At 38.9% G+C, this 26,408-nt stretch carries 24 protein-coding genes; 6 read left to right on the top strand and 18 right to left on the bottom strand.

Annotated elements, in window-relative coordinates; all coding sequences use genetic code 11:
• The first annotated feature begins 126 nt into the window (after positions 1 to 126).
• The 4 genes from ACNHOZ_RS14275 (at position 127) to ACNHOZ_RS14260 (ending at position 4,687) form a co-directional block, all read left to right on the top strand.
• Positions 127 to 933, top strand: coding sequence for a MurR/RpiR family transcriptional regulator (locus tag ACNHOZ_RS14275; RefSeq protein ID WP_447697177.1), 807 nt, complete (start codon positions 127 to 129; stop codon positions 931 to 933).
• A 26-nt stretch (positions 934 to 959) separates the two neighbouring features.
• The gene (locus ACNHOZ_RS14270) at positions 960 to 1,787 is read left to right on the top strand and encodes a GNAT family N-acetyltransferase (protein WP_447697176.1); all 828 of its coding nucleotides are present in this window, start codon (positions 960 to 962) and stop codon (positions 1,785 to 1,787) included.
• Complete coding sequence (menC, locus tag ACNHOZ_RS14265; protein ID WP_447697175.1) at positions 1,784 to 2,893, top strand: o-succinylbenzoate synthase; 1,110 nt, start codon at positions 1,784 to 1,786, stop codon at positions 2,891 to 2,893. The genes ACNHOZ_RS14270 and menC overlap by 4 nt, the downstream gene beginning before the upstream one ends.
• 438 nt (positions 2,894 to 3,331) lie before the next feature.
• Positions 3,332 to 4,687 carry an arsenic transporter gene (locus ACNHOZ_RS14260; RefSeq protein ID WP_447697174.1) on the top strand — a complete coding sequence of 452 codons (1,356 nt, stop codon included), beginning with the start codon at positions 3,332 to 3,334 and terminating at the stop codon, positions 4,685 to 4,687.
• A gap of 527 nt (positions 4,688 to 5,214) precedes the next feature.
• Here ACNHOZ_RS14260 and ACNHOZ_RS14255 read toward each other — a convergent pair.
• The 14 genes from ACNHOZ_RS14255 to ACNHOZ_RS14190 all read right to left on the bottom strand — a co-directional run bounded on the left by ACNHOZ_RS14255 (position 5,215) and on the right by ACNHOZ_RS14190 (position 19,539).
• Complete coding sequence (locus ACNHOZ_RS14255) at positions 5,215 to 5,418, bottom strand: IDEAL domain-containing protein (protein ID WP_016766443.1); 204 nt, start codon at positions 5,416 to 5,418, stop codon at positions 5,215 to 5,217.
• A gap of 49 nt (positions 5,419 to 5,467) precedes the next feature.
• Positions 5,468 to 5,635, bottom strand: coding sequence for a Fur-regulated basic protein FbpA (locus ACNHOZ_RS14250; protein ID WP_080754385.1), 168 nt, complete (start codon positions 5,633 to 5,635; stop codon positions 5,468 to 5,470).
• A gap of 257 nt (positions 5,636 to 5,892) precedes the next feature.
• Positions 5,893 to 6,735, bottom strand: a complete 843-nt coding sequence (locus ACNHOZ_RS14245; protein ID WP_165635552.1) for an aldo/keto reductase — start codon at positions 6,733 to 6,735, stop codon at positions 5,893 to 5,895.
• Between the two features lie 184 nt (positions 6,736 to 6,919).
• On the bottom strand, positions 6,920 to 10,732 hold the full coding sequence (locus tag ACNHOZ_RS14240) for an Ig-like domain-containing protein (RefSeq protein ID WP_275211533.1): 3,813 nt from the start codon (positions 10,730 to 10,732) through the stop codon (positions 6,920 to 6,922).
• A 217-nt stretch (positions 10,733 to 10,949) separates the two neighbouring features.
• Positions 10,950 to 11,825 carry an N-acetylmuramoyl-L-alanine amidase family protein gene (locus tag ACNHOZ_RS14235; RefSeq protein WP_275211535.1) on the bottom strand — a complete coding sequence of 292 codons (876 nt, stop codon included), beginning with the start codon at positions 11,823 to 11,825 and terminating at the stop codon, positions 10,950 to 10,952.
• A gap of 195 nt (positions 11,826 to 12,020) precedes the next feature.
• Positions 12,021 to 12,485, bottom strand: a complete 465-nt coding sequence (locus ACNHOZ_RS14230; RefSeq protein ID WP_013055770.1) for a C40 family peptidase — start codon at positions 12,483 to 12,485, stop codon at positions 12,021 to 12,023.
• Between the two features lie 280 nt (positions 12,486 to 12,765).
• Entirely contained in the window at positions 12,766 to 12,933 is a 168-nt protein-coding gene (locus ACNHOZ_RS14225; RefSeq protein WP_275211536.1) for a hypothetical protein, read from the bottom strand.
• A 51-nt stretch (positions 12,934 to 12,984) separates the two neighbouring features.
• Positions 12,985 to 13,164 (bottom strand): YfhD family protein, encoded by a 180-nt coding sequence (locus tag ACNHOZ_RS14220; RefSeq protein ID WP_013055768.1) that lies wholly within the window; start codon positions 13,162 to 13,164, stop codon positions 12,985 to 12,987.
• Between the two features lie 133 nt (positions 13,165 to 13,297).
• Positions 13,298 to 14,569, bottom strand: coding sequence for a cation:dicarboxylate symporter family transporter (locus ACNHOZ_RS14215; protein ID WP_028407730.1), 1,272 nt, complete (start codon positions 14,567 to 14,569; stop codon positions 13,298 to 13,300).
• A 217-nt stretch (positions 14,570 to 14,786) separates the two neighbouring features.
• A complete protein-coding gene (locus ACNHOZ_RS14210) occupies positions 14,787 to 15,710 on the bottom strand; it encodes a response regulator (protein WP_275211538.1) in 924 nt (307 codons plus the stop codon).
• A 1-nt stretch (position 15,711) separates the two neighbouring features.
• Positions 15,712 to 17,019 carry a sensor histidine kinase gene (locus ACNHOZ_RS14205; protein ID WP_033578240.1) on the bottom strand — a complete coding sequence of 436 codons (1,308 nt, stop codon included), beginning with the start codon at positions 17,017 to 17,019 and terminating at the stop codon, positions 15,712 to 15,714.
• Between the two features lie 594 nt (positions 17,020 to 17,613).
• On the bottom strand, positions 17,614 to 17,793 hold the full coding sequence (locus ACNHOZ_RS14200) for a hypothetical protein (RefSeq protein WP_243495527.1): 180 nt from the start codon (positions 17,791 to 17,793) through the stop codon (positions 17,614 to 17,616).
• 85 nt (positions 17,794 to 17,878) lie between these two features.
• Positions 17,879 to 19,342, bottom strand: coding sequence for a sodium:solute symporter family protein (locus tag ACNHOZ_RS14195; RefSeq protein ID WP_447697173.1), 1,464 nt, complete (start codon positions 19,340 to 19,342; stop codon positions 17,879 to 17,881).
• Entirely contained in the window at positions 19,339 to 19,539 is a 201-nt protein-coding gene (locus tag ACNHOZ_RS14190; protein ID WP_034269918.1) for a DUF3311 domain-containing protein, read from the bottom strand. Before ACNHOZ_RS14190 ends, ACNHOZ_RS14195 begins: the two co-directional genes overlap by 4 nt.
• A gap of 201 nt (positions 19,540 to 19,740) precedes the next feature.
• Between ACNHOZ_RS14190 and ACNHOZ_RS14185 the strand changes: the two genes are divergently transcribed.
• Complete coding sequence (locus ACNHOZ_RS14185; protein ID WP_013055760.1) at positions 19,741 to 20,703, top strand: bile acid:sodium symporter family protein; 963 nt, start codon at positions 19,741 to 19,743, stop codon at positions 20,701 to 20,703.
• A 195-nt stretch (positions 20,704 to 20,898) separates the two neighbouring features.
• Here ACNHOZ_RS14185 and gdh read toward each other — a convergent pair whose 3' ends face one another.
• Positions 20,899 to 21,684: a glucose 1-dehydrogenase gene (gene gdh / locus ACNHOZ_RS14180; RefSeq protein ID WP_014461262.1), complete on the bottom strand. Its 786-nt coding sequence runs from the start codon at positions 21,682 to 21,684 to the stop codon at positions 20,899 to 20,901.
• A 62-nt stretch (positions 21,685 to 21,746) separates the two neighbouring features.
• Complete coding sequence (locus ACNHOZ_RS14175; RefSeq protein ID WP_028412283.1) at positions 21,747 to 22,598, bottom strand: GRP family sugar transporter; 852 nt, start codon at positions 22,596 to 22,598, stop codon at positions 21,747 to 21,749.
• A gap of 289 nt (positions 22,599 to 22,887) precedes the next feature.
• Between ACNHOZ_RS14175 and ACNHOZ_RS14170 the strand changes: the two genes are divergently transcribed.
• Complete coding sequence (locus ACNHOZ_RS14170) at positions 22,888 to 23,202, top strand: winged helix-turn-helix transcriptional regulator (RefSeq protein WP_013055757.1); 315 nt, start codon at positions 22,888 to 22,890, stop codon at positions 23,200 to 23,202.
• Between the two features lie 23 nt (positions 23,203 to 23,225).
• Here ACNHOZ_RS14170 and ACNHOZ_RS14165 read toward each other — a convergent pair whose 3' ends face one another.
• The gene (locus tag ACNHOZ_RS14165; RefSeq protein WP_063248220.1) at positions 23,226 to 25,199 is read right to left on the bottom strand and encodes a sensor domain-containing diguanylate cyclase; all 1,974 of its coding nucleotides are present in this window, start codon (positions 25,197 to 25,199) and stop codon (positions 23,226 to 23,228) included.
• A gap of 224 nt (positions 25,200 to 25,423) precedes the next feature.
• Complete coding sequence (locus tag ACNHOZ_RS14160; protein ID WP_255899564.1) at positions 25,424 to 26,197, bottom strand: EAL domain-containing protein; 774 nt, start codon at positions 26,195 to 26,197, stop codon at positions 25,424 to 25,426.
• Between the last annotated feature and the right edge of the window lie 211 nt (positions 26,198 to 26,408).

Below are 26,408 nucleotides of genomic sequence, written 5' to 3'. Positions count from 1 at the left end.
ATTTTTGAATAATCAATTTATTATATCACGAGGGCTTCTTTTTATTTTGAAACAGTAATTGAAATGAAGCTAAAAATGCATTAATATATTTTTATGAAGTTATAACTTCTTTTTTTAGGAGGCTATATGAATCCATCATTTCAAGAATTAATTAAACATAAATTCCCTGACCTTTCTCGCGGTCAAAAAAAAGTGGCGGAGTTTCTCGTCAATTTTATGGAAAAAGGCTCGCTGTACACGGCTGGACAAATTGGCAAAGAAGTAGGTGTCAGTGAAACAACCGTTATTCGTCTAGCTTACGCACTTGGGTTAAATGGTTTTTCAGATCTGCAGGAGCTAATGCGAAAAGAATGGCTTTCTTCTGCCGAATCAAAAGAATCAGCTAGCAAGCCTGCAGCTTATTCCGCAGCGGAAGAAAAGAAAATTTTCGATGAATGGCTTTCCCCCGTTGACGAAAAGGATTTATCTCAAGCTGTAGATACGCTTATCAAAAGTGATCAAGTGTATATTGCAGGTTTCCGTGAATCTCATACGGCAGCCTACTGGCTGTATTATAAAATGAATCAGCTTCGCAATCATGTTCTTTTATCTTTTCCAACTGGATTCTTGCTTGAAACGCTATGCAATCTCACGAGCGCATCAACCGTTGTGGTATTTTCACTGCCGCGCTATACAAAAGAAGCGCTTGAAGTAGCTCAGCAGGCTAAAAAACAAGGAGCAAAAGTCATTGCCATTACAGACCGCCGTCTGTCTCCGGTAGGTCAAATCGCTGATATCACGCTTTTAGCCGGCACAACCGAACATATTTTATCGCTTCTTGCCCTATCTCAAATTGTCATTAGCAGCATGCAAAAAAGAGATGAAAAAACGGCTGGAAAAAGACAAGAACACTTGGAAAAGCTCTATACCGAGAAAGGCATCTTTTTAGAATAAATGATTAAAAGAAAGGAAGTAAACATATGACTGAAGCTTTAACGATTCGTTCACTTACAACAACCACTGAACTAGAAGACGTACGCGCATTAGAAAGCCGCGTCTGGGGAGAAGAAGAAGCAACGCCTGTCCATCAAACTTTGACCGCTGTTAAAAACGGAGGTCTTGTGCTCGGTGCGTTTCTAAATGAAAAGCTGATTGGCTTTCAATATAGTTTCCCCGGGTTTGACGGAACGTGCGTCTACTTATGTTCTCATATATTAGCAGTTGACCCTGCCTATCGCAGCATGGGTATCGGAGCTAAGCTTAAGCATGCGCAGCGCCAGGAAAGTAAAAAAAAGGGTTATTCATATATCAGCTGGACGTACGATCCGTTAGAAAGCGCCAACGGGTATTTAAATATTGGAAAGCTTGGAGCCGTTTGTTCTACATATATTGAAAACTGCTACGGAGACATGAATGATCCGTTAAATGCTGACTTGCCTTCTGATCGATTCGTTGTAGAATGGGCATCCGCAGAAGATACAACACGAGCTCAGCCTCCCTATACGCCAGATCAAATAATGGAGGCATCGCTTACTCAATGGACGTTAACGGATGAAGGGTTTCCTTCTGTTACAAATATTGATGAAAAACTGTTAAATGATGAGGTTGTAGCTGTAGCTATTCCAGCTGCTTTTCAGCAAATGAAAGAAGGCTCTCCTTCTCTTGCATTGGACTGGCGGATGCGTACAAGATACGTATTTCAAACGTGTTTTGCAAAAGGATTCCAAGTAACAGGTTTTATGAAGCATCCAGAAAGCAGCGCGCCCGTTCATTTTTACATCTTAACGAAAAAAGAGGTGCAAAAATGAAGATCAAACGCGTCATTTTACGCCATTTAAAAATGGATTTACTTCATCCGTTTACCACAAGTCTTGGAAAAGAAGTGGATCGAGATTTTATTTTAGTAGAAATTCAAGACGAAGACGGACGATCGGGCTGGGCTGAATCCGTAGCGTGCGCGGACCCTTTTTATAAAGAAGAAACGCTCAAAACAAATTGGCACATTATGGAGGATTTTTTAATTCCTTTGCTTCAACAGAAAGACATTCAGCATCCTGATGAAGTATCTCAACGCTTTGCTCATATTCGAGGCAATTACATGGCAAAAGCGGCGTTAGAAGGCGCTGTTTGGGATTTGTATGCGCGCAGGCAAAACCTCTCTCTATCTAAAGCGTTAGGAGGCATTAAAAATCAAATTGAAGTTGGGCTCAGCGTTGGCATTCAGCCTACGATTGACGAAACGCTTCGCAAAATTGAAGCCGGCTTGAATGAAGGATATAAGCGGATCAAAATTAAGATTAAGCCGAGCTGGGATCTTAACTTGACGCGCGCGATTCGAAACGCGTTCCCTTCTATTCCGCTGATGGTTGATGCGAACTCTGCTTATACGCTTGCAGATGCTGATCACCTTGCTCAGCTTGACGAGTTTGATTTAATGATGATTGAACAGCCGTTGGCTCATGATGATTTAATTGATCACGCTGAACTGCAGGCCCGCATGCGCACGCCCATTTGCTTGGATGAAAGCATTCATTCAGCTGAAGACGTTCGAAAAGCTATTAAACTTGGAAGCACGCAAATTATTAATATTAAAATTGGACGCGTAGGCGGACTAACCGAAGCCAAAAAAATTCATGACCTTTGCCAAGCTCACGGTATTCCCGTATGGTGCGGCGGCATGCTCGAATCAGGTATCGGACGAGCACATAATATTGCCATTACCACACTTGCCAATTTTACGCTTCCCGGAGATACGGCCGCATCATCTAAATACTGGCCGCGTGATATTGTTCACCCGGAAATCACGGTCGACAACGGCATTATTTCCGTTCCTGATACACCGGGAATTGGCTATGAACCTGATTACGATCAGATACAAGCGCTAACTTTACATCAAAAAATCTATACTTGCTAACCTTGAAGATCCTGGTCCAAAAGTATGTTAGTTGAAGAAAGATCCGAACGATGAATCGTTCGGACCTTTTTATTGTGATGATAAATATGAACGTAGGTTTCATGTATGTAGTGGCTTCTAGCTGTGGATTGGAGGGCCAGGCTCTACCGCCCGCGGAAAGCGGAGTCTTGCACGGAAATCAACAGCGGTGTAAAAAGCAACGCATACTAGCTCCTTTATTCAATTGATTTCTTTTTAGATTGGATGGATTTAGTTATGTCCCAGCCCCTTTTTTATAGGCTCCTCTCCCGAGATGATACGTGCCTTGGCAAGATAAACAAACATATTAGCAAAAATGGTCTTATGCACAATCCTTCTAGTAATAAATGAATATAAATAGAGTGTAAGGGACATGCAAGGGTATATTCATTACAAATTTTAGAAGAAAGGAGCATACTGATGAATATTGAAATTGGAATTGCCATTTTCGTGTTTACAATGACAATGCTCGTCATTTTTTGGAGGCCAAACGGCATCAACGAAGCATGGCCGGCAGCCATAGGAGCATCCATTATCCTGCTTACAGGGATTGTATCCAAATCAGACATTGTTGATATTTTTGCAAAGATAAGCGGCGCTTCTATCACCATTATTGCCACCATTGTCATGGCCGTCATATTAGAAAGTTTTGGATTCTTCCACTGGGCAGCTGCACGACTAGTGAGTTTATCCAAAGGCTCAGGGTACCGATTATATTGGTACATTCAACTGCTTTGCTTTTTAATGACTTTACTATTTAATAATGACGGCAGTATTTTAATTACCACTCCAATTTTAATTCTACTTTTGAAAAACCTTCAGCTAAAACCCCACCAGCAGATCCCCTACCTTTTAAGTGGAGCGCTTATTGCTACCGCTTCCAGCGCGCCTATAGGTGTAAGTAATATTGTCAATTTGATTGCCTTAAAAATTGTTCATATGTCGCTTTATATGCACACGGCGATGATGTTTGTACCGGCGACACTTGGTTTATTATTTATGTCTTGGCTCATGTATACGGTCGTAAAACGCCATTTGCCAAAAAAACTGCCGCATGCTTCAAAAGATATAGAAGAGAGTTTCTTTACGAAACAGTTTCACCCCTTAAAAGGAAGCATTTCTGTTGAAACAAAACGTAAACGCACACAATTTATGCTGAAAGTTTTATTATTTGTGTTTGTTATGCGATGTCTCCTATTTGTCGCCTCTTATTTCGGCATACCAATCGAATTGGTTGCTGTACTAGGCTCACTGATCTTGCTTATTTGGAGATGGTATCACTTACGTACAAACCCGATTGATATTTTAAAGAAAACGCCGTGGCACATTTTCGTATTTGCCTTTTCGATGTATGTTATTATTTACGGACTGCATAACGTAGGATTGACAGAGCTACTTGTAAAAATTTGCGAACCAATCGTAAATCGAGGACTTTTTGAAGCAAGCTTTATCATGGGAGGACTTGTTTCTATTCTCTCTAACTTGTTTAACAATCACCCTGCCCTGATGGTCGGAACCATTACCTTGACTGAAATGGGGCTCGATCCTATTACTCTTAAAACCATTTATCTTGCTAATATTATTGGAAGTGATATGGGCTCGCTTTTATTGCCGATTGGAACACTGGCTTCTCTTATTTGGATGCATATTTTAAAAGAAAATCATATCAAAATAAAATGGAAAGATTATTTAAAAGTATCACTTATCGTTATCCCGCTTACCACCATCGTTACGCTTTTCCTCCTATTCTACTGGGTTCAGCTCATTTTTTCTTAATACTGATTTACAGGACGGATTGTACTCTTTTGAAGCTTACAGTCCGTCAGAAATAAACAAATGTTTCTCATAAAAACCCACTAGATTTTTCTATTGTTTTTTCATAGATACACATTCACCCAATAAAAACATTTTTTTACATTCACTAATTATTTAGAACAATTTAAAAAGAAAATCAATAAATATATTGAATCGAATTTCCTTCATGTGATAAGATATGGTTATATTGTTACTTTAACAATACATAGAGCGAATGAAGTAGAAAATATGCAGTTGCATAGAACTTTCTAAACCCCACACGCAACATTTAGAGAGTGACATTCATTTTCTCAGTAACACCCATACCTTTCTGAAAAGAGTGAGTACATTAGACTTGCTCTTTTTGTCTGTTTACTAGCAAGGTGCACTTCTTATGTAAGGCCTTGTTTTGCAATAAGACGACAAAAAACAGGTAACTAAGCATGCCGCTTCTTACCTGTTTTTATATGCTAAAATGATAAAATCAAATTCTATCGCGCGAACGCTCTTTACGAAATTGATTTTAATTCTTCAATTAATTGAAAAAATTTCTCTTTGTTTCTTTCTTCTAATGTTTGATCGACTTCACGTAAAATTTGATCTCTTCTAAAATCTCGGATAGCCTTATTTAATACCATTTTAGCAAATATAGAATCGAGGATATCCATACGGATGGGCTGCGAGTCTGTCGGGTGCTTTTCGATATAAATCAACTCCTATCCTTTCCTCTATTATAACAAATTCTAGCAATGTATCAAAATTTCATTGAGATATGCGCTGCTGTGAAACAGCTTCGTATTCTGATTCTAGCTCTTGAAGCGTAAGCTCGTATAGCTGCTTGTTTCCTTTTTTATAAACTCCTGCATCCAGCAATAAATCAATCATTGATGTTTTTTTACATTGTATGTGAGAGTAAGCTTGTTTCGTCATCGTTACACCGCCTATTTTACGCTTAAAAATGAAATGATTTCTCTATCTTTCACGACCTTTCTTTATGATACGGCCCGTCCTTTAGCTTACTGTGAAGAAAGTGTTAAATTTATGTAATAATGCATAAAAAGAGGCCGGGACAGATGAAGCTGTATTCACCATAAAAAAAAAAACGAACCACTAATCAAACTTGTTGATCAATGGTTCGTTTTTCACTTGGGCTAAAATACGTTTCTCCCAGCCTCTTAGTTCTTCTATTAAAAATCAAAGTTGTCCGGATCTGGACCTACTCGGTGATTTTGGTTTAATTCATTAATTTTACTTACGTCTTCAGTATCCAATTCAAAATCGAATAGCGATGAATTTTCAACAATACGATGTTCTTTTGTGGATTTTGGAATCGTTACAACTCCGTTTTGCAGATCCCATCGCAGAATAATTTGAGCAACTGATTTGCCGTGTTTTTCAGCAATTTCTTTTAACACATCGTTATCTAACAATTCTCCTTGCATAAGCGGAGACCATGCTTCTAGCTGAATATCGTGCTTTTGACAAAAAGCATGCAGCTCTTTTTGCGTCAAACGAGGATGATATTCCACTTGGTTAATAACAGGCTTAACCTCTCCATCTTTCATTAAGTCTTCTAAATGATGAATTTGAAAATTACTTACGCCTACAGCTCTTACTTTTTCTTCTTTATACAGCGTTTCTAATGCTTTCCACGCTGCTTTATACTTGCCTTCTACCGGCCAGTGAATTAAGTATAGATCCAAATATTCTAAGCCAAGCTTTTGTAAGCTTGTTTCGTAAGCAGCTAGCGTCTCTTCATAGCCTAAATCTGCGTTCCAAACTTTTGATGTAACAAAAATGTCTTCGCGTGAAAGACCTGCTTCTTTCAGACCTTGGCGAATTCCTTCTCCTACACCTTCTTCATTTCCATAAATAGCTGCCGTATCAATGCTGCGATAGCCTTTGACGATAGCTGTTTTCACGGCGCTCACTAATTCAGGCCCTTCTTCTACTTTAAATACACCTAATCCAAACCAAGGCATTTTGACTCCGTTATGAAGTGTTACTGTATCTTGCAAATGATTACTCATTATAAAAAACCCCCTGCTAATTTCTTTACATTTGTTATTATGAAACAGAAAAAAAGAAAAAGATAGAACCCACTTTAAAGTAAGTTAGGCACTTCAAAGTTCTAAGGTAACCTTTTAGTAACCTTCTATCCCACTTAAAAATCACTAAAAAAAAGAATCCTCCGCAGAGAATTCTTTTTTGTTTTTATTTAACATTTATATTGACTGCTGAACTTGTGTTTCCAGCTGCATCTTTTGCTGTAACAGCCAGTTTTACGCCTGCTTTTTGTTTTGGAATCGTTACTTTAAACTGGCCTTTGCTATCTGCTTTGCCTGATCCGATTACTTTTGTACCGCTTTTAATCGTAATCACAGCATTCGCTTCCGTTTTTCCAGAGAGAAACGTGGACAAAGACGTAACGGCATTCACTGCAGGAAGTGCCGGCGGGGTTGTGTCTTGTACTTTTACAATTTTATACGGACTGTATCCTACTTTATTTTGCAGAACTGCCGTCACTTCCGTTCCTGCTTTTTGAGCAGGAATTTTCACGTTGAACTTGCCGTTTCCATCAATTTTTCCACTCGCAATAATCTTTCCGCCTACTTTAATATAAATAGACGCATTTTTTTCTCCTGTTCCCGTTACCGCTGTACTTTTTTCAGTAAGCGTATTAACAGTTGGAAGCGCTGGTTTTGTCTGTACGGCACTAACCGTTACAAACGTGTTGGAGCTGTAGTTATTAGCTGCATCTTTTGCTGTAACAGCCAGTTTTACGCCTGCTGTTTGTTTTGGAATCGTTACTTTAAACTGCCCTTTAGTATCTGCTTTGCCCGATGCGATCAGCTTTGTGCCGCTTTTAATCGTAATCACGGCATTTGCTTCTGTTTTTCCCGAGATAAATGTAGACAAAGACGTAACGGCATCAACCACCGGAGGTGCCGGCGGCGTTGTATCTTGCACTTTTACAATTTTATACGGACTGTATCCTACTTTATTTTGCAGCACGGCCGTCACTTCTGTTCCTGCTTTTTGAGCAGGAATTTTCACGCTGAACTTGCCGTTTCCATCAATTTTTCCACTCGCAATAATTTTTCCGCCTACTTTAATATAAATAGACGCATTTTTTTCTCCTGTTCCCGTTACCGCTGTACTTTTTTCAGTAAGCGTATTAACGGTTGGAAGCGCTGGTTTTGTCTGTACGGCACTAACCGTTACAAACGCATTGGAGCTATAGTTATTAGCTGCATCTTTTGCAATAACAGCTAATTTTGTAGCAGCAGGCTGCTTTGGAATGGTGATGCTAAACGTTCCATCCGATTTCGCATTTCCTTTGCCAATTACTTTTTTATCAATTTTCACATGCACTTCCGCGCCCGCTTCTGTGCTTCCCGTTACGACTGTATCTTGATTGCTTACAGCGTTCACTTTTGGTGTAACGGGTGCTGTTTTATCCTGCACAGTTACAGTTACAGCTGGACTCACGCCCGCTGTGTTTCCAGCCGTCACAGACAGGGTGCTCCCTGCTTTTTGTTTCGCAATCGAGATGCTGTAATTTCCTTTAGCATCTGCTTTACCAGCTGCAAGCTGAAGACTTCCGTTTTTAATGACAACCGCCGCATTTGCTTCTGCGGTACCCGTAACGGCTGTACTTCGATCACTCACTTCATTAACTGTTGGTTTTACCGGAGCTTTTTGCTTTGCCGTAACAGTTACAGTCGATACAGTGCTGCTATTTCCTGCTGCATCTTTTGCTTGTACGCTTAGCTTTGTATTCGCTTTTTGATGAGAAATGGAAGCAGAAAACGCTCCATTTGCACCTGCTTTAGCCGTTCCTACAGTTGTAGTTCCTACTTTTACCGTAACTGTAGAATTTGCTTCTGCTGCACCTGTAACTTTTGTATCTTGATCACTTACTGCATTTACTTTTGGCGCAGCTGGTGCCGTTTTATCCTGTACGGTCACCGCAGCGGCTGAACTTGTTCCACCTGCATTTTGAACCGTCACGTACAGCGTGCTTCCTGCTTTTTGTTTCGCAATCGAGATGCTGTAATTTCCTTTGGCATCTGCGTTGCTTGCTGCAAGCTGAAGACTTCCGTTTTTAACGATGACCGTCGCATTTGCTTCAGCCGTTCCTTTGATCATTGTGTCTTGATCACTTACTTCATTTACTTTGGGTGCAAGCGGTGCTTTTAACGTAGATTTAACCGCAAAAGAAGGGGCTTGGCTTTCGTTTCCTGCTTTATCTTTTGCACTTACCGCTATTGTTGTTCCGCCTATTTGTACTGGAATTGAAACAGTAAATGTACCGTTACCATCCGCTACTGCAGAGAATGTTGCATCGCCTGCTTTTACCGTCACGACAGCGTTTGCTTCTGTTACGCCTGTTACGGTCGTATCTTCGTCACTTACTTCATTTACAATTGGAACAGAAGGCGGCGTTTGATCCGTTACGCTCACTACTGTAGCCGTGCTTTCATTTTCAGCTGCATCTTTAGACGTTACAGACACTTTTGTATCTGCTGGCTGCTTGGCAATCGTAATTGCAAATTTTCCAGCTTCGTCAGCAAGACCCGTTCCAATTACTTCATTTTCCACTTTTGCAATAACAGAAGCATTTGGTTCTGTCACGCCCGTAAGCGATGTTTGGTTATCTCCTAACGCATTAACTGAAGGTGCATCAGGTGCAACCGTATCTTTCGGTGGTTCTTGCTCCTGCTCTTTCCGCGGATATTTTGTTGTATAAAAACTTAAAAGAGTAGTCGTTGGATAATAAAAATCTAAAATTTCACGATAGTCTTTTCCTAGGCTTGCCATTTTTTGAGCACCGTATTGACTCATTCCAACACCGTGTCCATTTCCTTTACCATTAAAAGTCGTTGATGTGCTTGTTTCATTTGTTTCCGTTACAAGCAGACTAAGCATCGCACGGCTGTTTAACATTGATTTTAGCTTCGTCGATGTTAAATCTTTTAATTCCAAATGATGAACCACTAGTTTTTGCGAACTGTCTACATCTCCTTTAACGAGGTAGTCCACTGTAATTGCACCTTTAGTCACACGACCTCCTGATGAAGGAGCATAAAAACTCACCTTTGGAATAGACGTAATTTTAATCGTTTTACCAGGATGCTTATTGGCTACTAACCATGACTTCAAATTATCTGTAACGGTTTTATCTTTTTCAGAAACCGTATTCCACCAAGCGCTATAGTTAGCTAAATCTTTTCCTGTTAAATCAATTTGCGTTTTTTGAATAGCTAACGTCCACGGCGTCTGCTTATCGTATGGATCTTCTTTCACCGGGAAATAAGAAAGCTGAGTCCCTCCCCAAGCGTTGCTGTTTGATTCGGTTCTTCCCCCGTTGCTTGATGAGAAAACGGCGTTGATTAATTTATTATTGTAGGTAACTACTTGTCCGAATGTCTGATCTACTGCTTGGTTTGTACTGTCATACCACGTATAGCCACCGTATACTTGATAGCTTACCGTGTCATTGATTACTTTTCCTGCATAGCTCATTGCGTATGTTCTTGCTGCTACCGCCTGAGTTTTTAAAGCTTGCAGATTCCAAGATGTATAGACTTCATTTGGCACAACGCCTTTTAAATAGTCTTCAATCGGGAGCGTATTAACAGGTCTGACATACGTTCCCTTTTCATTTGTAAACGCCACGTCCCCTAAATACTGTCTGCCGTTAATAGATACGGGATTTTTATAAAGAGACGGTGTAATTTCAAAGCTTGTAAATTCACCTAAGACAGTGCTTCCTTGTTTTAAAGTGACACCTTGAGCTGTTGCGGTTACCGTATACTCTGTATTTGCATTTAAGACCAAATCCGAGTTTTTAATAGTGTATAAATAAGACGGCTTAATTGTAATTGCATGCTGATTTCCTAAATAGTTTACTAATTTTACAGACACAACTGGTTCTACCGTTTCAGCTTTCACGCTAGCAAGCGGCGTGAATTGAAACAGCAGTACGCTTAGTACTAAAGCTAATGCCGTTAACTTTCTCATCTTGTTCCCCCATTTTCATGTACTGTCTAACGCATTTTAATATCTCTCGTTATATCGACACAGTTCTATAAAAATTAAAGCATTTTACCTAGTTTTCTTTTCTGCTCGTCCATTTTTTTGTCGAAAAAACGCTTTTTTATATCATATGAACGACAAAAAAAACGTGTGACATAAATCAATTGATTTAGTCACACGCTTTTATAGGTCTTTCCACCTTTTATTTTGTCATTCCTTCATATGCCACGATACCGTCTGCAACATGATTCATCAGCTTTGTAAGGTAAGCCTGATCAGACAGGTTCCGGTCTTCTTCTGAATTCGTCATATACCCAAGCTCTACTAGCGTTACGGGTACAGTCGACCAGTTAAATCCTGAAAGATCACTGCGATAGCGAATGCCGTCCACTTCGACAAACTGATCTTTTTCCACCTCTGTCAGAATAGCTTGAGATGCTTGTAAACTGCTTTGATAAATAGACTTTGTATAGGAATTATCTTCTGCAGGAGTGAGCACAGAAAATCCTTTTACAGAAGTATTTTCAGAACCATCTGCATGGATACGTACGTGTAAGTCAGCTTTTGAATTATTCGCAAGCTCCGCTCGTTCCCGGTTGCTGATATTCACATCGTGAGAACTGCGAGTAAGCTTTACGGTTATGCCTTTTTCTTCGAGAAGCTGTTTTAATATCATAGAGGCTTCCAACGTCAGCTTGTATTCCGGCTTCTTGGTCACCACACCTGATGTGCCTCCGGAAACTTTTATTTTTGTTTCTGCTGCTCCCGGCCCGATTGGCTCTTTCTCTAGATTAGCCTGAGCTTGATGACCAGGGTCAATGTAGACTAAAAATGGAGGAGGATCCGCTTTTTCAGGCATGTTGTTTTTTACATTTTTCACTTCATTACCTGCTTCATGAGGCTGTACTGCTTGGAACTGTGAGATGGGCTGCTTCACTCTTTCTCCCTGCGCATGAACTTTTGGTACATCTCCGCTAACGACGGCTTTCTCTGTTTGACCTTTCATCATAAAGAAAAATGAGAGTACTGCTACTATTGCAACAATACCTATTCCATAACTCCATACTAAGCGCTTCATCTTCGCTCACCAAACTTTCGAATAGAGTGGGATATTCCTTATGTTAAAGTACAAAATGTATTAACGCTATTATCTCACAGAATATGGGTTTTTTTGTATAAAACGTTAAAAATAATATCGGCAATATGTTATGTATATGCAAACAAAAACAACACTACATAATGTAGTGTTGTTTTCCAAAAAAATGACGGATGGTTAAATCCGTTTTGCACCAATATAACGTGCTTTCCAGTAGCTGTTGCTAAGAGATGTAATTGTCACGCCTTTAGACGTAGAAGCTTGAAGAAACTGATTGTTCCCTAAGTACACGCCTACATGTGAAGGACCTTTTTTATACGTTTGAAAGAAAACTAAATCTCCTTTTTGAAGCTTTGCTTTTGAAACGCTTGTCCCTACTCGATACATTTGTTCCGTTGTGCGCGGAAGTGTTTTTCCAGCTTTTTTGAAAATGTATTGAATAAATCCAGAGCAGTCAAAACCTTTTGTTGTTGTGCCTCCCCATTTATAAGGAACACCTATTAATTTTTTACCAGTAGCAATAGCCGTATCTTTGTATGAATATGACGCTGCTTCTACTGTTTGAGCAGGTGCAATAAACGGACTGGCTCCGCTAAATAAAACTGCAGCTGCCGTTATAGACCCAATGATGGCTTTTTTCATTTTTTTCCTCCATTATGTAACCGAACGTTACGTTTCTATGAATCTATTTTTCAATGTGTTCGGTTTAATTATAATGAAAAAAGCCTCAAAAACTATTACGCTATGATTAAATAATGTTACAAAATGGTTACTTAGGAATTTTTATCTTTAGTTGTTTATCAAAAAGAGAATGGGACAAAAGCATTTTTCACTTAGGGAAAAACGAACCACTAATCAGCATGTCTGATTAGTGGTTCGTTTTTTTGTGATTGTGAACATAGTATTATTTGTTTCGTTCCTTCTAGCAGTTGATTGGAGGATAAGGCGAAGACTCCTGCGGGAAAAGCGGAGCAGGTGAGACCCCGCAGGAGCGCAAGCGACGAGAAGGCTCAGCGCCCGCCCGCGGAAAGCGAAGCCTTGCACGGAAATCAACTGCGGTGTCACAAGCAGTCCAGGTCATGTATCTCATTTATTCGTCTTTAGACTGGATTCATTTCATTATGTCTCAGCTTTTTTTCTTTTACTTTTCTTTTTGCTGTTTCAAAATTAAGTCCTGTTTCGCTTTAGCATCATGATGCTGCGCTAACTCGCGTGAAAATTCTTCATTTGCTTGATCCGGAGCAATTTTTAACTCTTTTGGTGTTTGAGGCAGTGACCCTTTGTTGTTATGTGATGATTTGTGATTATTTGCTCTTCCCATGTTGTGACCTCCTTGTATCAATCATTTGTTTTTCATCTTTAGTTACTATTCCCAACTTTTCAAAGCAAATTCAAACGAAAAAATCCGAACGATTACTCGTTCGGATCTTCCTTCAACTAAAATACGTTTGTAATTACGATACTTTTTTCGTTACTTCGTTAATATAAGCTTCCTTGTCTTTATCGTTAAATTGACCTTCCCACTTTGAAATGACGATTGCACCAAGTGAGTTTCCAATTACGTTTACCGCTGTACGTCCCATATCTAACAAACGGTCAATTCCAGCGATAAAAGCAAGCCCTTCTACCGGAAGTCCTACAGATCCAAGCGTTGCAAGCAGTACAACAAACGATACGCCCGGAACTCCTGCAATTCCTTTAGATGTAACCATTAAAATTAATATCAGTGAAATTTGCTGTGTGATGCTCATATCAATACCGTACATTTGCGCAATAAAGATCGCAGCAAGCGCTTGATAAAGAGTAGATCCGTCTAAGTTAAACGAATATCCCGTCGGAATAACAAAAGATGTAATTGCTTTAGGACATCCGAACTTTTCCATTTTTGCAATAATACGCGGTAATACTGTTTCTGAACTTGCAGTTGAAAATGCTAGCAGCAATTCATCTTTTAGCACTTTTAATAAATGGAAGATGTTAACGCCTGCCCATTTAGCTACAAGTCCTAGTACCACTAATACAAAGAAAATCATTGTGCCGTAAGCAACAATTACAAGCTTACTAAGCGGAATCAGAGACGCTAGTCCAAATTTTGATACGGTTACACCGATTAATGCAAATACGCCAAACGGTGCAAACTTCATAACTAAATTCGTTACCCAAAACATCGCTTCTGCCGTGCCTTCAAAAAATCTTAGAACCGGCTTTCCTTTTTCACCGATTGATGCAATTCCAAGTCCAAATAGGACCGAGAAGAAAATAATTGGCAGCATGTCGCCTGCAGCAATTGATTCAAATACATTCGTTGGAACGATGTGAACAAATGTTTCTACAAATCCTTTTTGCTCTGTAGCTTCTGCCGTTGATGTGTAGCTGCTGATATCTGATTTTTCAAGACCGCTGCGGTCCACACCAGTACCAGGGTGAAGCAAGTTAGCTGCCAATAAGCCTACAACAATGGCAACCGTTGTAATGATTTCAAAGTAAAGAATTGTTTTTCCGCCTAATTTACCAAGCTTCTTAATATCACCAACACCCGCAACGCCCACAATGATACTAGATATAACAATCGGCACCACGATCATTTTAATTAAATGAATGAATACGTCTCCAATTGGCTGCAGTACTTCAACTGCTTTAGGATTTCCGTAAAAAATGGCCCCTACAATAATACCTGCAATCAAACCAATTAGAATTTGTCCTGCTAATCCAAGCTTTTTGAACATATCTTTGCACCTTCCTTCTTTTTTCTAACAGCTCGAAGCTGTTTATTTGCACTTACTGTATTCAACAGATACAATTCCATTAAGAACTGTTTATTAAGTAGTTCTTTTATTCATAAGATTACATTATCATAGGCATCACAAAATCTAACACAAACCTACTGAAACTAACAAAAAAGTTTTTAGAAAATTACAAAATGAAAACGCTGTAGTTTTTTTGCTACAGCGTTTGTTTGACTTCATAATAGAGCATTTGAATAAATTTCTTTACATTTATACGACTTGGCGTACTGCTTTTGCCCGTTCCTTTTTCTATATCTCTCATGCGCTGATGCACCATTGAAAAATCGAAAAACTTAGAAGCGTAATTTTCAAATTTAGGATTAAAGAAATCCACCATTCCAAGAGAAGTCAAATGATTTAAAGACTGATAAATGGCTCTTCTGACTCGCTGTTCGGCTGCTTTCATTTCTTTTTGCAGGACGTCTTCTGAAAAAGGTGAACCAAGCTTTCTCACGGTAATTTTCTCAAAAATCTCTTTGAGAGAAGGAAAATGCTGTTCATACATCGTGCTTTTTTCCGTTTGATGCAGGTAATTGATGATTTCGATTAAATCTTTACTTCCGCTTTCTCCTAAAATCCCAAGTTCTCTTAAAAGAAACCTGCACGCTTCTGCCGGATCGCTTTCTTTTTTACCAGAAGCAGGCGTTTTTTGCTGGTTTCCTATATTAAGTACGGTATTTAACGATTCTTGGATTTTTTCCATTGATTGTTGAACATGAATTCGTTCAATTACTTTTTGAATGACCATGAGCACTTCCATACGATTAAGCGGCTTCGTGATATAGTATTCAATGCCAAGCGAGTAGGCTTTTCCAATCAAATCTTTTGTTTCTACCTGTGACATCATAATGATTTTCCCTTTAAAACTATCCTTTATTTTGCGCACGGTTTCGATTCCGTCTTGAATCGGCATCAATAAATCAATAAATAAAATATCGATCTGCTGCAATAAAGAAACTTGATCATTTAACACGATCCCGTCTTCTCCTTCTCCTATAACCTCCCCCAGATCATTATCTTCAATAATTTCGGCTAACATTGAACGAAAGACTTCGTCATCATCTATGATATAAAATCGCATATTAGTCCTTATCCCCCATTAACGTAGAAATAGGTAAATCTATAGTAAATTGAACACCGGGGCTTGGAGACAGATTAATAAATTGAATACTCCCGCCCAGCTGCTCGGTCATTTGCTTAACGTAGACAAGCCCAAGACCTGTAGAAGGCGTCCCGTCCTTTGCGTATTTGGATGTAAATCCCGCTTTAAAAATGAGACGTTCATGCCTTTTTTTTACACCGGGACCGCTGTCTCTTACATATAGTAAAATGCGGTCTTCCTCTCGGCATACGTCGATAATAATCGCGCCTTCTTTTTCAATTGCTTCGACTGCATTCGTTACTAAGTTATTAATTAATGATAAAAACAAGTACACGTGATAGCGAGGATGCTCCCCTAGAACCGAATATGAAAAATGAATATCTTTTGCTAACATCGCCGCGTACTTTTCATTGCTGCGCATGACGATTTGAAGCAGACTTTCGATTTCCATATACTCAGAAAATTCCTCTTTTGTAATGACCTTGGACAGTCCTGCTGATATCCGCTGATTGTCTTTTTTAATATCATGTACTTCTCCTGCAATTTGTAATGCTTTTTGGCTAAATTCGTGCAGCGAAGTAAGCTGGTGGATATCTGCTTCGTGTAGTTCTTCATATAAATCATACGACTTTTTCGTAATTCTCTCAGCGTCTTGCAGCGTTTTTTTCAAATGAATGGATTCTTCATACAAATTTGAAAGCACAACAAGCAGCTGATCATTTTTTTGAGAGATTTGCCGTTCTCTCAGCTGCCCTTCGTAAAGCTTGATCATGCTAAACAGACATAAAACAAAGAAACTTCGAAAGACGCCTACAATAAAAATTTGCATGAACTCCGGAAACACAATATGATGGTGAACCATCACATACATACAAAGCAGTTCCATGCCGCCTGAAACCGTTTCGATGATGATGCTCCATATGCCAATAATCCACGGCTTTGAATGAAAATCGTTAATCTTAAACCAAGAAAAAGCAATGGCATAAACAAGATAATAAATCCCTGCTGAGCATCGAATCTGCAAAGAATGCAGAAAATCAAATGATTCGTAATTATACCAATCAAGGTACATTCGAAAGCCCACTATAGCACTCGCAACTAAAATACCTGGTATTACAGGAGATACCTTTCTTAAAAGCAGCAGTGAAAAGAAAAAAATGGGCACAGCAAAGCTGACTCTATACGTATCATGAAAAGGATAATATTTAAGCTCTCCTGCTAGCGGCACAACAACTATCATCACCAAAATGAGTAAAACATCTTTTTTTACTACCGTATCAACTTTCATCGTTCACGTCCTGCACTTTTTGAACATAAGTATATAGTTTAGCAATCTAAAAGACAATCGCTCTTCCTATATTTTTTACACTCTCACTTCCATTTATAAATATAGCCCATATATAAACGGTTATTTATTCTCTTTCATTATTCTTTGTAGTTTTTTAGATTTTCTTGTTTTATTTTGTAATTTTTGTTGTATAGTAGAAGTACCTTTTAAAATGTGAGGCTGTATCACAACTATTCAATTATTATTACATCACCTGATAGCTACACTAAAAAGGAAAACTATTATTTTACAGGGGGAGCTTATTTTACAATGTGGATCATTACCGTTTACTCGAAAAACCAAAGTCCGACTATGTTTGAATTTGAATCAGAGGTAGAGGCGAAAAAGACATTTCAGGAGATTAAAGGGTGTAAGATCCTATCGGAAGTTATTTACTATAACGACCGAGTTCCCGCTTTAGCGTAAATTAGTTGATGTAGGAAATTTTACAAATTATCGGTTAAAAGCCACGTAAAGAGCCAAAGGATGATCCTATTCCTTTGGCTCTTTGCTGTTTGATTAGAAAAAACGAGGCTGAGACATAATGAGATGAATCTAATTTAAAGACGAACAAACGGTAGACATGAGCTGAACCGCTTGTGACACCGCAGTTGATTTCCGTGCAAGACGTCGCTTTCCGCGGGCGGCCGCTGAGCCTCCTCGTCGCTTGCGCTCCTGTGGGGTCTCACTTGTTCCGCTTTTCAAGCAGGAGTCTTCGTCTTGCCCTCCAATCAACTGCTAGAAGGGTCTACCGTTGACCCTAACAAAAAAACGAACCACTAATCAAATGTGTTGATCAATGGTTCGTTTTTCACTTCGTCTAATATACTTTTGTCCCAGCTTCGTTTTGCTTTGTGAGCATACTGACTCCCCACATTACGATAAAGTTGATAAGCAGCGCAATAAATCCGACGTTGATATCCTTCATTTGCTGAGGCAGGGATGGAAATAACGTACCAATCGTAGAGCCGCTGATTGTAATATAGGCCACTACAATAATTCCAGCAACAATCCCCCATGCTGCTCCTTGTTTCGTTACAAAGTTATTTTTCTTCAAACTGAAAAGCAGAGATGGAAACAGCTGTGTCATTAGACTATAGCCCATCAAAATAATTGTTGATAGCGTCGTTCCCCCGTTTAGCGTAAAGTAAACGGAAATGAGAGCCACAATTGGTACAAAGCTTTTCGCTAAACGAGCAATACGCGCTTCGCTTGCTTGAGGCGCAAACGGTTTGTATATGTTTTTAGCCAGCAGCGTTGACGCACTCATTAACAGCATCGATCCCGGCACAAGCGCTGTCAGCAAACCCGCTCCTCCTATAATTCCAATAAACCAAGGATCAAACGTTTGGATTGAGATCCGTAATAGCGCAAGATCCACGTCTCCTCCGCTTAAACCAGGAACTTTTAAAATAGCTGCAAACCCAACAAAAAACACAAAGAGCAGCATTAAGGTATAAAGAGGACTAATGATTGCATTTTTACGAAATACCTTTGCATTTTTCGCTGTATAGCTTGAGCTAAACACCTGCGGCCACATATAAAAACCAAGTACTAGTAAAATAACGGTCGAAATAAACCACGAGACGCTTAATCCTTGCTCAGGAAACTTTAAAAATCCTGGCTTCGCTGTATTCACCGCTTCAAACATTGGACCGTATCCTCCGTAATAATGAAAAGGTAAATAAATACCTAAAAATCCAATCACAGCAAGCATCATAATGTCTTTAATAACGGCCGTCCATGCAGAACCGTGGATACCGGATATCATCACATACAGCGTTAAACTGATAGCTCCCATCCAAATGGCTGCCGGCATTGAAATGGCGCCGTATGATGCTTGTGATACAATAATTCCCAATCCTTTTAACTGCACAACAATAACAGGAATGACCGCAATCACTCCTACAGCAGCTACAAGCACACCAAGGTAAGGGCTTTTATATTTGCTTACAAAAAAATCAGGCTGCGAGACGAGCTTATGATCTCTTGCATACTTCCAAATAACAGGAAGAAGCCAGTATGATAAGACATATGATAAGCTAATATAAATTAAGACATAAAGTGCAGGAGCTCCTTTTCCATAAGCCCATCCGCTTCCGCCTAGAAACGAAAACGTTGTATAGATTTCTCCGGCCATCAGCACAAATACTAAAACCGCCCCGAAACCGCGTCCGCCTACCGTCCACTGCTCCAAGTTCATATCCTTGCCTTTAGTTGATCGTATGCCAAGAAAAATAGCTGCCACTAAAAATAGTAAAATAATAATAAGTGCACTATTCATTCTTCTTCCCCTTCCCGATTTCTGGGATCAAGCTTATACATAACCCCTAAAATAATGGACGTAAGCACCACCCATATCACCATCCAAAACATATTGAACGGCATACCGAGAACAAACGGAGTGACTTCATTAACAAAGGGAAGAAACCCTAATATGCCTACGAACGGAAGGACAGACAAAATATAGATAAATTTCATGACTAAACTCCTCCGACTTTCTAAAACTAACTTCTTTATATTACCACATATTCTGTCCATTCAATGAAGGAATGCTTGCATTTAAACTGAAATAATCTCCAAAAGATAAAATATTCTGTACTATTTTACAAAAATACTGTTTTCATTTTTCTGAATAAATAGTATAATTTCTTCTTATAGTTCGCAGGAGGTATCGTACAGATGAAAACAATAGAGAAAATCAGTACATTTGCAGGAAAAACATTTACGCTTTGGGTTATTTTAATTTCCGTTATTGCCTATTCATTCCCAGAGCACTTTGTATGGATTGGAAAGTATATCGTTCCGCTTTTAGGAATTGTCATGTTTGGAATGGGGTTAACGCTGTCAGCGTCTGATTTCAGCGAAGTATTTCGAAGACCGAAAGAAGTAGCACTAGGCGTGGTAGGACATTTTATCATTATGCCGCTTCTCGCATTCGGTTTGGCGATTGGCTTAGATTTACCAAAAGAAATAGCAGTGGGCGTTATTTTAGTAGGCTGCTGTCCAAGCGGCACATCATCAAACGTAATGGTCTTTTTGGCTCGAGGAAACGTTGCGCTCGCAGTTGCTATCGCTTCTGTTTCAACCATTTTAGCACCGATTGTTACACCGCTTCTTATTTTATTATTTGCAAGCAAGTGGGTCGATATTGATATCATGTCTCTTATTATTTCCATTATACAAGTTGTCATCATTCCGCTTGCTCTTGGATTTACGATCAAAAAGTTTTTTGGAAAAGCTGCAGAAGCGAGTTCCAAAGCTCTTCCCCTTGTTTCAGTAGTCGCAATTGTTTTGATTGTATCTGCCGTTGTGGCAGGAAGCCAAGCGCAGCTTGCTAAAACGGGTGGTATCATTTTTGCCGTAGTCGTGCTTCACAACATTCTTGGTTTTACAATCGGCTTCTTCTTTGCCCGCTTATGCGGAATGGATTTAGCCAAACAAAAAGCGGTCGCAATGGAAGTTGGCATGCAAAACTCAGGGCTCGGTGTCACTATCGCTTCCACTCACTTTTCGCCGCTAGCCGCTGTCCCAAGCGCCATCTTCAGCGTCTGGCACAACATCTCAGGCTCAGTGCTAGCCTTTATCTTCAGCAAACTAAAAGACAAAAACCAGCCATCGTCTAACAAAAAAATGGCTGGCTAATACAATAAACTTATAAGGGAAGCACAAAAAGCTCCCTTGAACCTTTCTAAAAAGGTTTTAAAAAGTTCTTAAAAGCTTTTACCTAGGAGAATTTCACCAACCCCGAAAGGGGGGTGAAATTCTCTTAGGTATAGAAAAAAAAAGACATGGCGCTTTTTGCCATGTCTCTTTTTTCTACATCGATTCTAAACTATATTAGCCTCTTCCTGCTTGGAAAGAAGGATATTTCGTCATACCACCATCAGCAAATAATGTAATACCTGTTACATAGCTTGCTTGTGATGATGCTAAGAATGCTGCAACTGATGCTACTTCTTCTGGTTTACCGATGTAACCCATTGGAATCATGCTTTCTACGTCTGCACGTTGTACAGGATCTGCGAATTTTTCAGCGTTGATTGGTGTGTTCATCGCACCTGGTCCAATGTTATTTACGCGGATACCTTTTGGCGCATATTCAAGAGCCAATGTTTCCGTCATTAGTTTCATACCGCCTTTACTTGCTGCGTAGTGAACAAATAATGGCCAAGGAATCATTTCGTGAACACTAGACATGTTAATAACGTTTCCTTTAATGTCGTTTTCAACGAAATATTTAATTGCTTCACGGCTTCCTAAGAATGCACCTGTTAAGTTTGTATCAATAACTTTGTTCCAGTTGTCTAAAGATAGCTCATGAGAAGGAACTGGGTTTTCAACACCAGCGTTGTTAATCATAACGTCTAATGTACCGAATTCTTTAATAGCTGTTTGAACAAGATTTACAACGTCTTCTTCTTTTGTTACGTCGCCTTGAACGATGATTGCCTGTCCGCCTGCTTCTTCTACTTCTTTTTTCGCATCTAAAGCTTCTTCTTCATTGTTGTAATAGTTAATAACAACTTTTGCTTCTTCTTGACCGAAACGAACAGCCATTGCGCGACCTAAACCTGTTGATCCACCTGTAATTACAACTACTTTATCTTTTAAATCTGTATACATAATAAAATCCTCCTAGTGTTTTCATTCATTCATACATACTATCATTAACTTTTACGTAAACGTTAACTTTTAGCCATTCCGAGGAATACGCCACCTAAAATGATGAGCACAATACCAATCGTAATTGAAATAAGCTGACGCTTTGTTTTCTTTTCTCCAAGTAAGAAGATACCGCCAAGCGTTGAAATAACGATTCCCATTTGTGATAATGAGAAGCTTGTTGCAACCCCTACTTTAGGTTGAGAAATAAATAAGAACATGTTACCAGCTGCCCAAATAAGGCCTGGAATAATGTTGCGAATTGCATATTTATTAAACGGTTTGTGTTTATAAGTAAGTATAAGTCCACCAATTAACATACCAATTGCTTGTGGGAATAGTGCCGACCAGCCGTCTACATTAAATAAACGAGCGACAACTACATACACTAAGTATCCAATTGTTGAAACAATAAGGGTAATAATCCCTTTTTTGAATTGTCCAGATTGCTCTGGGTTTTTTTCGCTTTCTAGTGATGTTAGCACGATACCAATAACAATAAAAATAAGAGCTAACACGCCTAAAATAACGGTTGTTGTTGTTGACCACTCGTGAAACACGATAACACCAAACAGTGATGTTGTCACAAGCTGCATACCAGTTGAAATTGGCATGGTTTTTGAAACACCAATATAATCAATCGTTTTCAACTGATTACTTTGCCCAACTGCCCAAAATAATCCTGAAACGATTCCGACAATAAAAATAAGCGGCGTCAACACTGGATGAACTACGAAATAAATAACGGCTGAAAAGATCAGCGCACCAATTGTAGTTCCAAGCGTTTGACTGTAAGGACCTCCGCCCAATTTAACGTTGAACAGGACAATACTTCCCCAGAAAATCGCAGGAAGAATAGCCAAAAGGATATCCATTTGATACTAACCTTCTTTCTCAAACTCTTGATGTAATTGTAAATTTAAAGTACCTTTTATTTAACTAGGTAACTTTATGTAACCAATCTTAGACCTTTTTTCTTGATACGTCAATAATAATATGTCGATTCTGTGACTTTTTTTAAAAACTTTACAATACAGCGTTTCCAAGCTACTGAAAGTTTTGAAAATAAAAAAAGATAGCCTTTTCATTATCCAAATGCTAGTATATAATAACATTATAAGGGTTACTTTTAATATCCTATATACAATAAAGTAGGTGGCATGAATGAATGAATTTGATGAGTTATGTCCAAAAGTGTGGAAAACGTTTGATATAATAGGAAAAAGATGGAATGGATTAATTATTTATGTCCTGATGAGCGGTCCTAAACGCTTTAGTGAAATTCACAGCAGCATTCCCTCTTTAAGTAAACGAATGTTAACCGAACGAATGAAAGAGTTAGAAGAAGAAGGAATTGTAATCCGGCACGTTATTCCTGAACGTCCGGTTCGTATTGAATATATCTTAACTAAAAAAGGATCAGAGCTTGGTATGATCTTAGGACCCGTCAGCAAGTGGGCAAAAACATGGATAAAGTAAAAAAGCCTCTTTGGAGGCTTTTTTTACGTTTGATAGAGGATATAATTATTTTTCCCTTCTCTTTTTCCTTTATATAACGCATCATCTGCATTTTTTAATAATGAAGCAGTCGATTCCCCGTCTTCTGGATAAATAGAGACGCCGATGGTAGTTGTGGTGCGCAAACAATAGCCCCGTACATTCCAGCTTTGCTGAAGAGATACGTGAATTCGCTTAGCAATTTGTTCAATTTCTCGTCGGTTTGTTACGTTTAAAATAATGATAAACTCGTCTCCGCCCAAACGATAAATACGATCGCCTTTCCTCACACAGCTCTTTAATCTCTTCGTGTATGCTTTTAGAAATTCGTCGCCTATATGATGACCATATTCATCGTTAATCTGCTTAAAATTATCACAGTCAAGAAACAAAAGCGCAAAAAACTCATCGCTTTTTTGCTGCCCTTTTTCAATTACTTTGTTTAACTCTTTTAATAACATTGCCCGGTTGGGAAGACCTGTTAAACTATCGTGAGTGGCTTCAAAATGAAGTTTATTTTCTAGCGCTTTTTGTTCAGTAATATCATTATGAATGGATACATAATGAGTAACATTTCCGTCTATATCTTTTAACGGCACAATTGTTTTCGATACCCAGTATGACTGATGATGCTTCGTCCCCATTTCAAGCTGTCCTCGCCATACTTTTCCGCTTTTTATTGTTTCAAGCAGCTCATGATGATCATGATTAAGCCCTGCATCTCGATAATACTTCCCTACTAAATCTTCTTTTTCATAACCTGAATACTGTACATACATATCATTTGCATAGGTAATAGTCCCACTTGCATTTATAATCATAACGCTAGCTGATTCATCAAGCGCATATTTTATATTTTCAAGTTCTTTCAGCGTATACGCCAACTGTTCTTCTGCTTCTTTTTGAGGCGTAATATCGTGTAAGATTGCATAGGCGCCAACCGTTTGATTATTTACTTTGACAGGAATCGTTGTAATATACACATGTTGTATAGAATGTTGGCTTCTTCGGAATGTTAGCTCTGTGCAATAGCTGATTTCTTCATATACATTCCAGCGTTTGTAATTACAGGCTCCCAGTCTTTTAGCAATGTCTCGGTAATTTTTATGCAGCACATCGCTTGCAGAAAGCTGCAACGTTTCTAAGAATGCGCTGTTGATATTTAAAATTGTGCCGTCCAAATTCAGCATACAAACTGCGTGGTGGTGGTTTGTAAATAGCGATTTGTACCACTGTTTGCTTTTTATGAGCTCTAATTCTAATCTTTTAATAGCTGTGATATCTCGGTAAATCACTGAATAGGCGACCAGTTGATTTTGATAGTCATAAATCGGTGAACAGCTAACAGATACACACACCCTTTCGCCGCTCTTTGTGTACCTGACTGTTTCATAAGGAGACAGCGTCTTGCCATTTTTCAATTCTGCTATTAATTTAAGGCTTTCTTGTTCCTCTTTCTTTGACACGATGTTCATCTCTTGACGGCTTTTTCCTATAGCTTCTTCTTTTCTCCACTGAAATAGCTTTTCAAACGCTCCATTGACTGTTAAGACCTTCTCATCACAATCAGCAATTAGAATGGCGTCTACCGTGTTTTCTAGAAATGCATCGAGCAAGCGCGTGCTCTCTTCCTGTGTTTTTTTATAATGAATTTCTTGAGCCATGACAAGGACATGTGAAGGGTTTGTCGCTTGATTAAAAAGAGGAGTAAAAGTTACTTCATATGCATGCCGGTCGGGCTGAAAAAGCTGTATGTATTGATATTGAATCGGTTCTTTCGTGGCAATGGCTTTTTCACAAAGTGTGTAAAAAAGCAGATTTTTTTCTTTGTTGATTATCTTGTCTTCCATTTTGTCAAAGAATTGCTGAGCTGCCTTGTTACATTCTTTATAATACAGCTGATGTTTTTCTTGCTGAATTAAAATAACAGGCTGCGGCATATTCATAAAATAAAATTGGAATACCCCTTCACTATACATACTAAATATCCTCCATCTGCCTTTGGAATTTCACTAAACGTCTTGTTTTGATATGCCATTCACTCATTCTCCCAAACCAACACGTCTTCTTTATCTCTTAAAATATTTTAACAATCGTACAAAATCACATAATTTTATAAAAATTCAAGATATCTGCGTTGCATGTAAGTCTAATTACCCGTTCTCATATTACGATAAATTATCTATTCCGTGAAGTTTATGGTTTAAGAGTTCAATAGCCTTTCTCGTCTGAATAAACTGCGGTACTTATTATAAGTTAAGTAGGAAGAGATTGACTGCGGCATTCCCAGTAAATAGCCTTGAGCAGCATGTAGGTTTAACGAAATCGCTGCGGCTAAATCTTTATCTCGTTCAACGCCTTCTAAAATGAGATTCGTATGCGGATAATAATTAACAAGCAAATCAATCAGATCTTTCTTTTGCTTGCAGTCGGCTAGTCCTTCAGCATAGCTTCGGTCCAATTTCATATAGTGAGGCTCATACATGCTTACCTGCCTCATCGCTGCGGCCCCTGCTCCAAAATCATCAATCGCAATTTTGAAACCGGCCTCTTTCAAACTCATTACTCGGGCAAAAAGAGCAGGCGATTCCCATAATTTTTTTTCATGAAGCGTTTCATTTAACTCCCATACAATACGATGTTTCGCATTTTTATAGGTGTTCAACAGATATGCTAAAAACCGTTGGAAATGCGGGTGGAGAAGAGTAGATGGAAACACGTTGATAAATAAATTCTCAGATTTCAATACCTCAAACGGAAAGTTCTTTATAGCCCCTTCAATTGCCATCGTATCAAGCTTGTACAAATAATTATGGCGTCTTGCCAGTGAAAACAACTCTTCAATTTGCCCTTTTGCGAAAGCTGTGCGCAGCAAAGCCTCAAAACCCAGCGTCTCCCACGAATCCAGCGCATAAATAGGCTGATATACAAACTGAAAGTCTTCATACGTCAGTTCCTTTAAAACATGAGCATCCATTCTTTCGTTTAATCACCTTTCGTTTTCAATATACTATTTCTTCCATAACCTAAACTTATAAAAATATATCCTAAAAACAGATAATTGTCCATTAAAAGTAAGAGATTCCATTAAGTGATTTAGTATTTTTGGAATTGCTGGAGGCTTACGATAGCAACAAAGAAGTGTTTTAGAGACTTTTATGCTTTTGATAGATAGGCTGTAAAGGATG

Source organism: Priestia sp. D51, from assembly GCF_053345675.1.
This window is presented reverse-complemented; position numbering and strand designations above follow the sequence as displayed.

Coding starts and splice junctions, on each gene's coding strand:
- ACNHOZ_RS14260 (WP_447697174.1), top strand. CDS start 3,332: ATGAATATTGAAATTGGAATTGCCATTTTCGTGTTTACAATGACAATG.
- ACNHOZ_RS14170 (WP_013055757.1), top strand. CDS start 22,888: ATGAATGAATTTGATGAGTTATGTCCAAAAGTGTGGAAAACGTTTGAT.
- ACNHOZ_RS14185 (WP_013055760.1), top strand. CDS start 19,741: ATGAAAACAATAGAGAAAATCAGTACATTTGCAGGAAAAACATTTACG.
- ACNHOZ_RS14220 (WP_013055768.1), bottom strand. CDS start 13,164: ATGGGAAGAGCAAATAATCACAAATCATCACATAACAACAAAGGGTCA.
- ACNHOZ_RS14275 (WP_447697177.1), top strand. CDS start 127: ATGAATCCATCATTTCAAGAATTAATTAAACATAAATTCCCTGACCTT.
- menC (WP_447697175.1), top strand. CDS start 1,784: ATGAAGATCAAACGCGTCATTTTACGCCATTTAAAAATGGATTTACTT.
- ACNHOZ_RS14160 (WP_255899564.1), bottom strand. CDS start 26,197: ATGGATGCTCATGTTTTAAAGGAACTGACGTATGAAGACTTTCAGTTT.
- ACNHOZ_RS14235 (WP_275211535.1), bottom strand. CDS start 11,825: ATGAAGCGCTTAGTATGGAGTTATGGAATAGGTATTGTTGCAATAGTA.
- ACNHOZ_RS14245 (WP_165635552.1), bottom strand. CDS start 6,735: ATGAGTAATCATTTGCAAGATACAGTAACACTTCATAACGGAGTCAAA.
- ACNHOZ_RS14195 (WP_447697173.1), bottom strand. CDS start 19,342: ATGAATAGTGCACTTATTATTATTTTACTATTTTTAGTGGCAGCTATT.
- ACNHOZ_RS14230 (WP_013055770.1), bottom strand. CDS start 12,485: ATGAAAAAAGCCATCATTGGGTCTATAACGGCAGCTGCAGTTTTATTT.
- ACNHOZ_RS14240 (WP_275211533.1), bottom strand. CDS start 10,732: ATGAGAAAGTTAACGGCATTAGCTTTAGTACTAAGCGTACTGCTGTTT.
- ACNHOZ_RS14225 (WP_275211536.1), bottom strand. CDS start 12,933: ATGAGATACATGACCTGGACTGCTTGTGACACCGCAGTTGATTTCCGT.
- ACNHOZ_RS14175 (WP_028412283.1), bottom strand. CDS start 22,598: ATGGATATCCTTTTGGCTATTCTTCCTGCGATTTTCTGGGGAAGTATT.
- ACNHOZ_RS14215 (WP_028407730.1), bottom strand. CDS start 14,569: ATGTTCAAAAAGCTTGGATTAGCAGGACAAATTCTAATTGGTTTGATT.
- ACNHOZ_RS14270 (WP_447697176.1), top strand. CDS start 960: ATGACTGAAGCTTTAACGATTCGTTCACTTACAACAACCACTGAACTA.
- ACNHOZ_RS14250 (WP_080754385.1), bottom strand. CDS start 5,635: ATGACGAAACAAGCTTACTCTCACATACAATGTAAAAAAACATCAATG.
- ACNHOZ_RS14190 (WP_034269918.1), bottom strand. CDS start 19,539: ATGAAATTTATCTATATTTTGTCTGTCCTTCCGTTCGTAGGCATATTA.
- ACNHOZ_RS14205 (WP_033578240.1), bottom strand. CDS start 17,019: ATGAAAGTTGATACGGTAGTAAAAAAAGATGTTTTACTCATTTTGGTG.
- ACNHOZ_RS14165 (WP_063248220.1), bottom strand. CDS start 25,199: ATGTATAGTGAAGGGGTATTCCAATTTTATTTTATGAATATGCCGCAG.
- ACNHOZ_RS14210 (WP_275211538.1), bottom strand. CDS start 15,710: ATGCGATTTTATATCATAGATGATGACGAAGTCTTTCGTTCAATGTTA.
- gdh (WP_014461262.1), bottom strand. CDS start 21,684: ATGTATACAGATTTAAAAGATAAAGTAGTTGTAATTACAGGTGGATCA.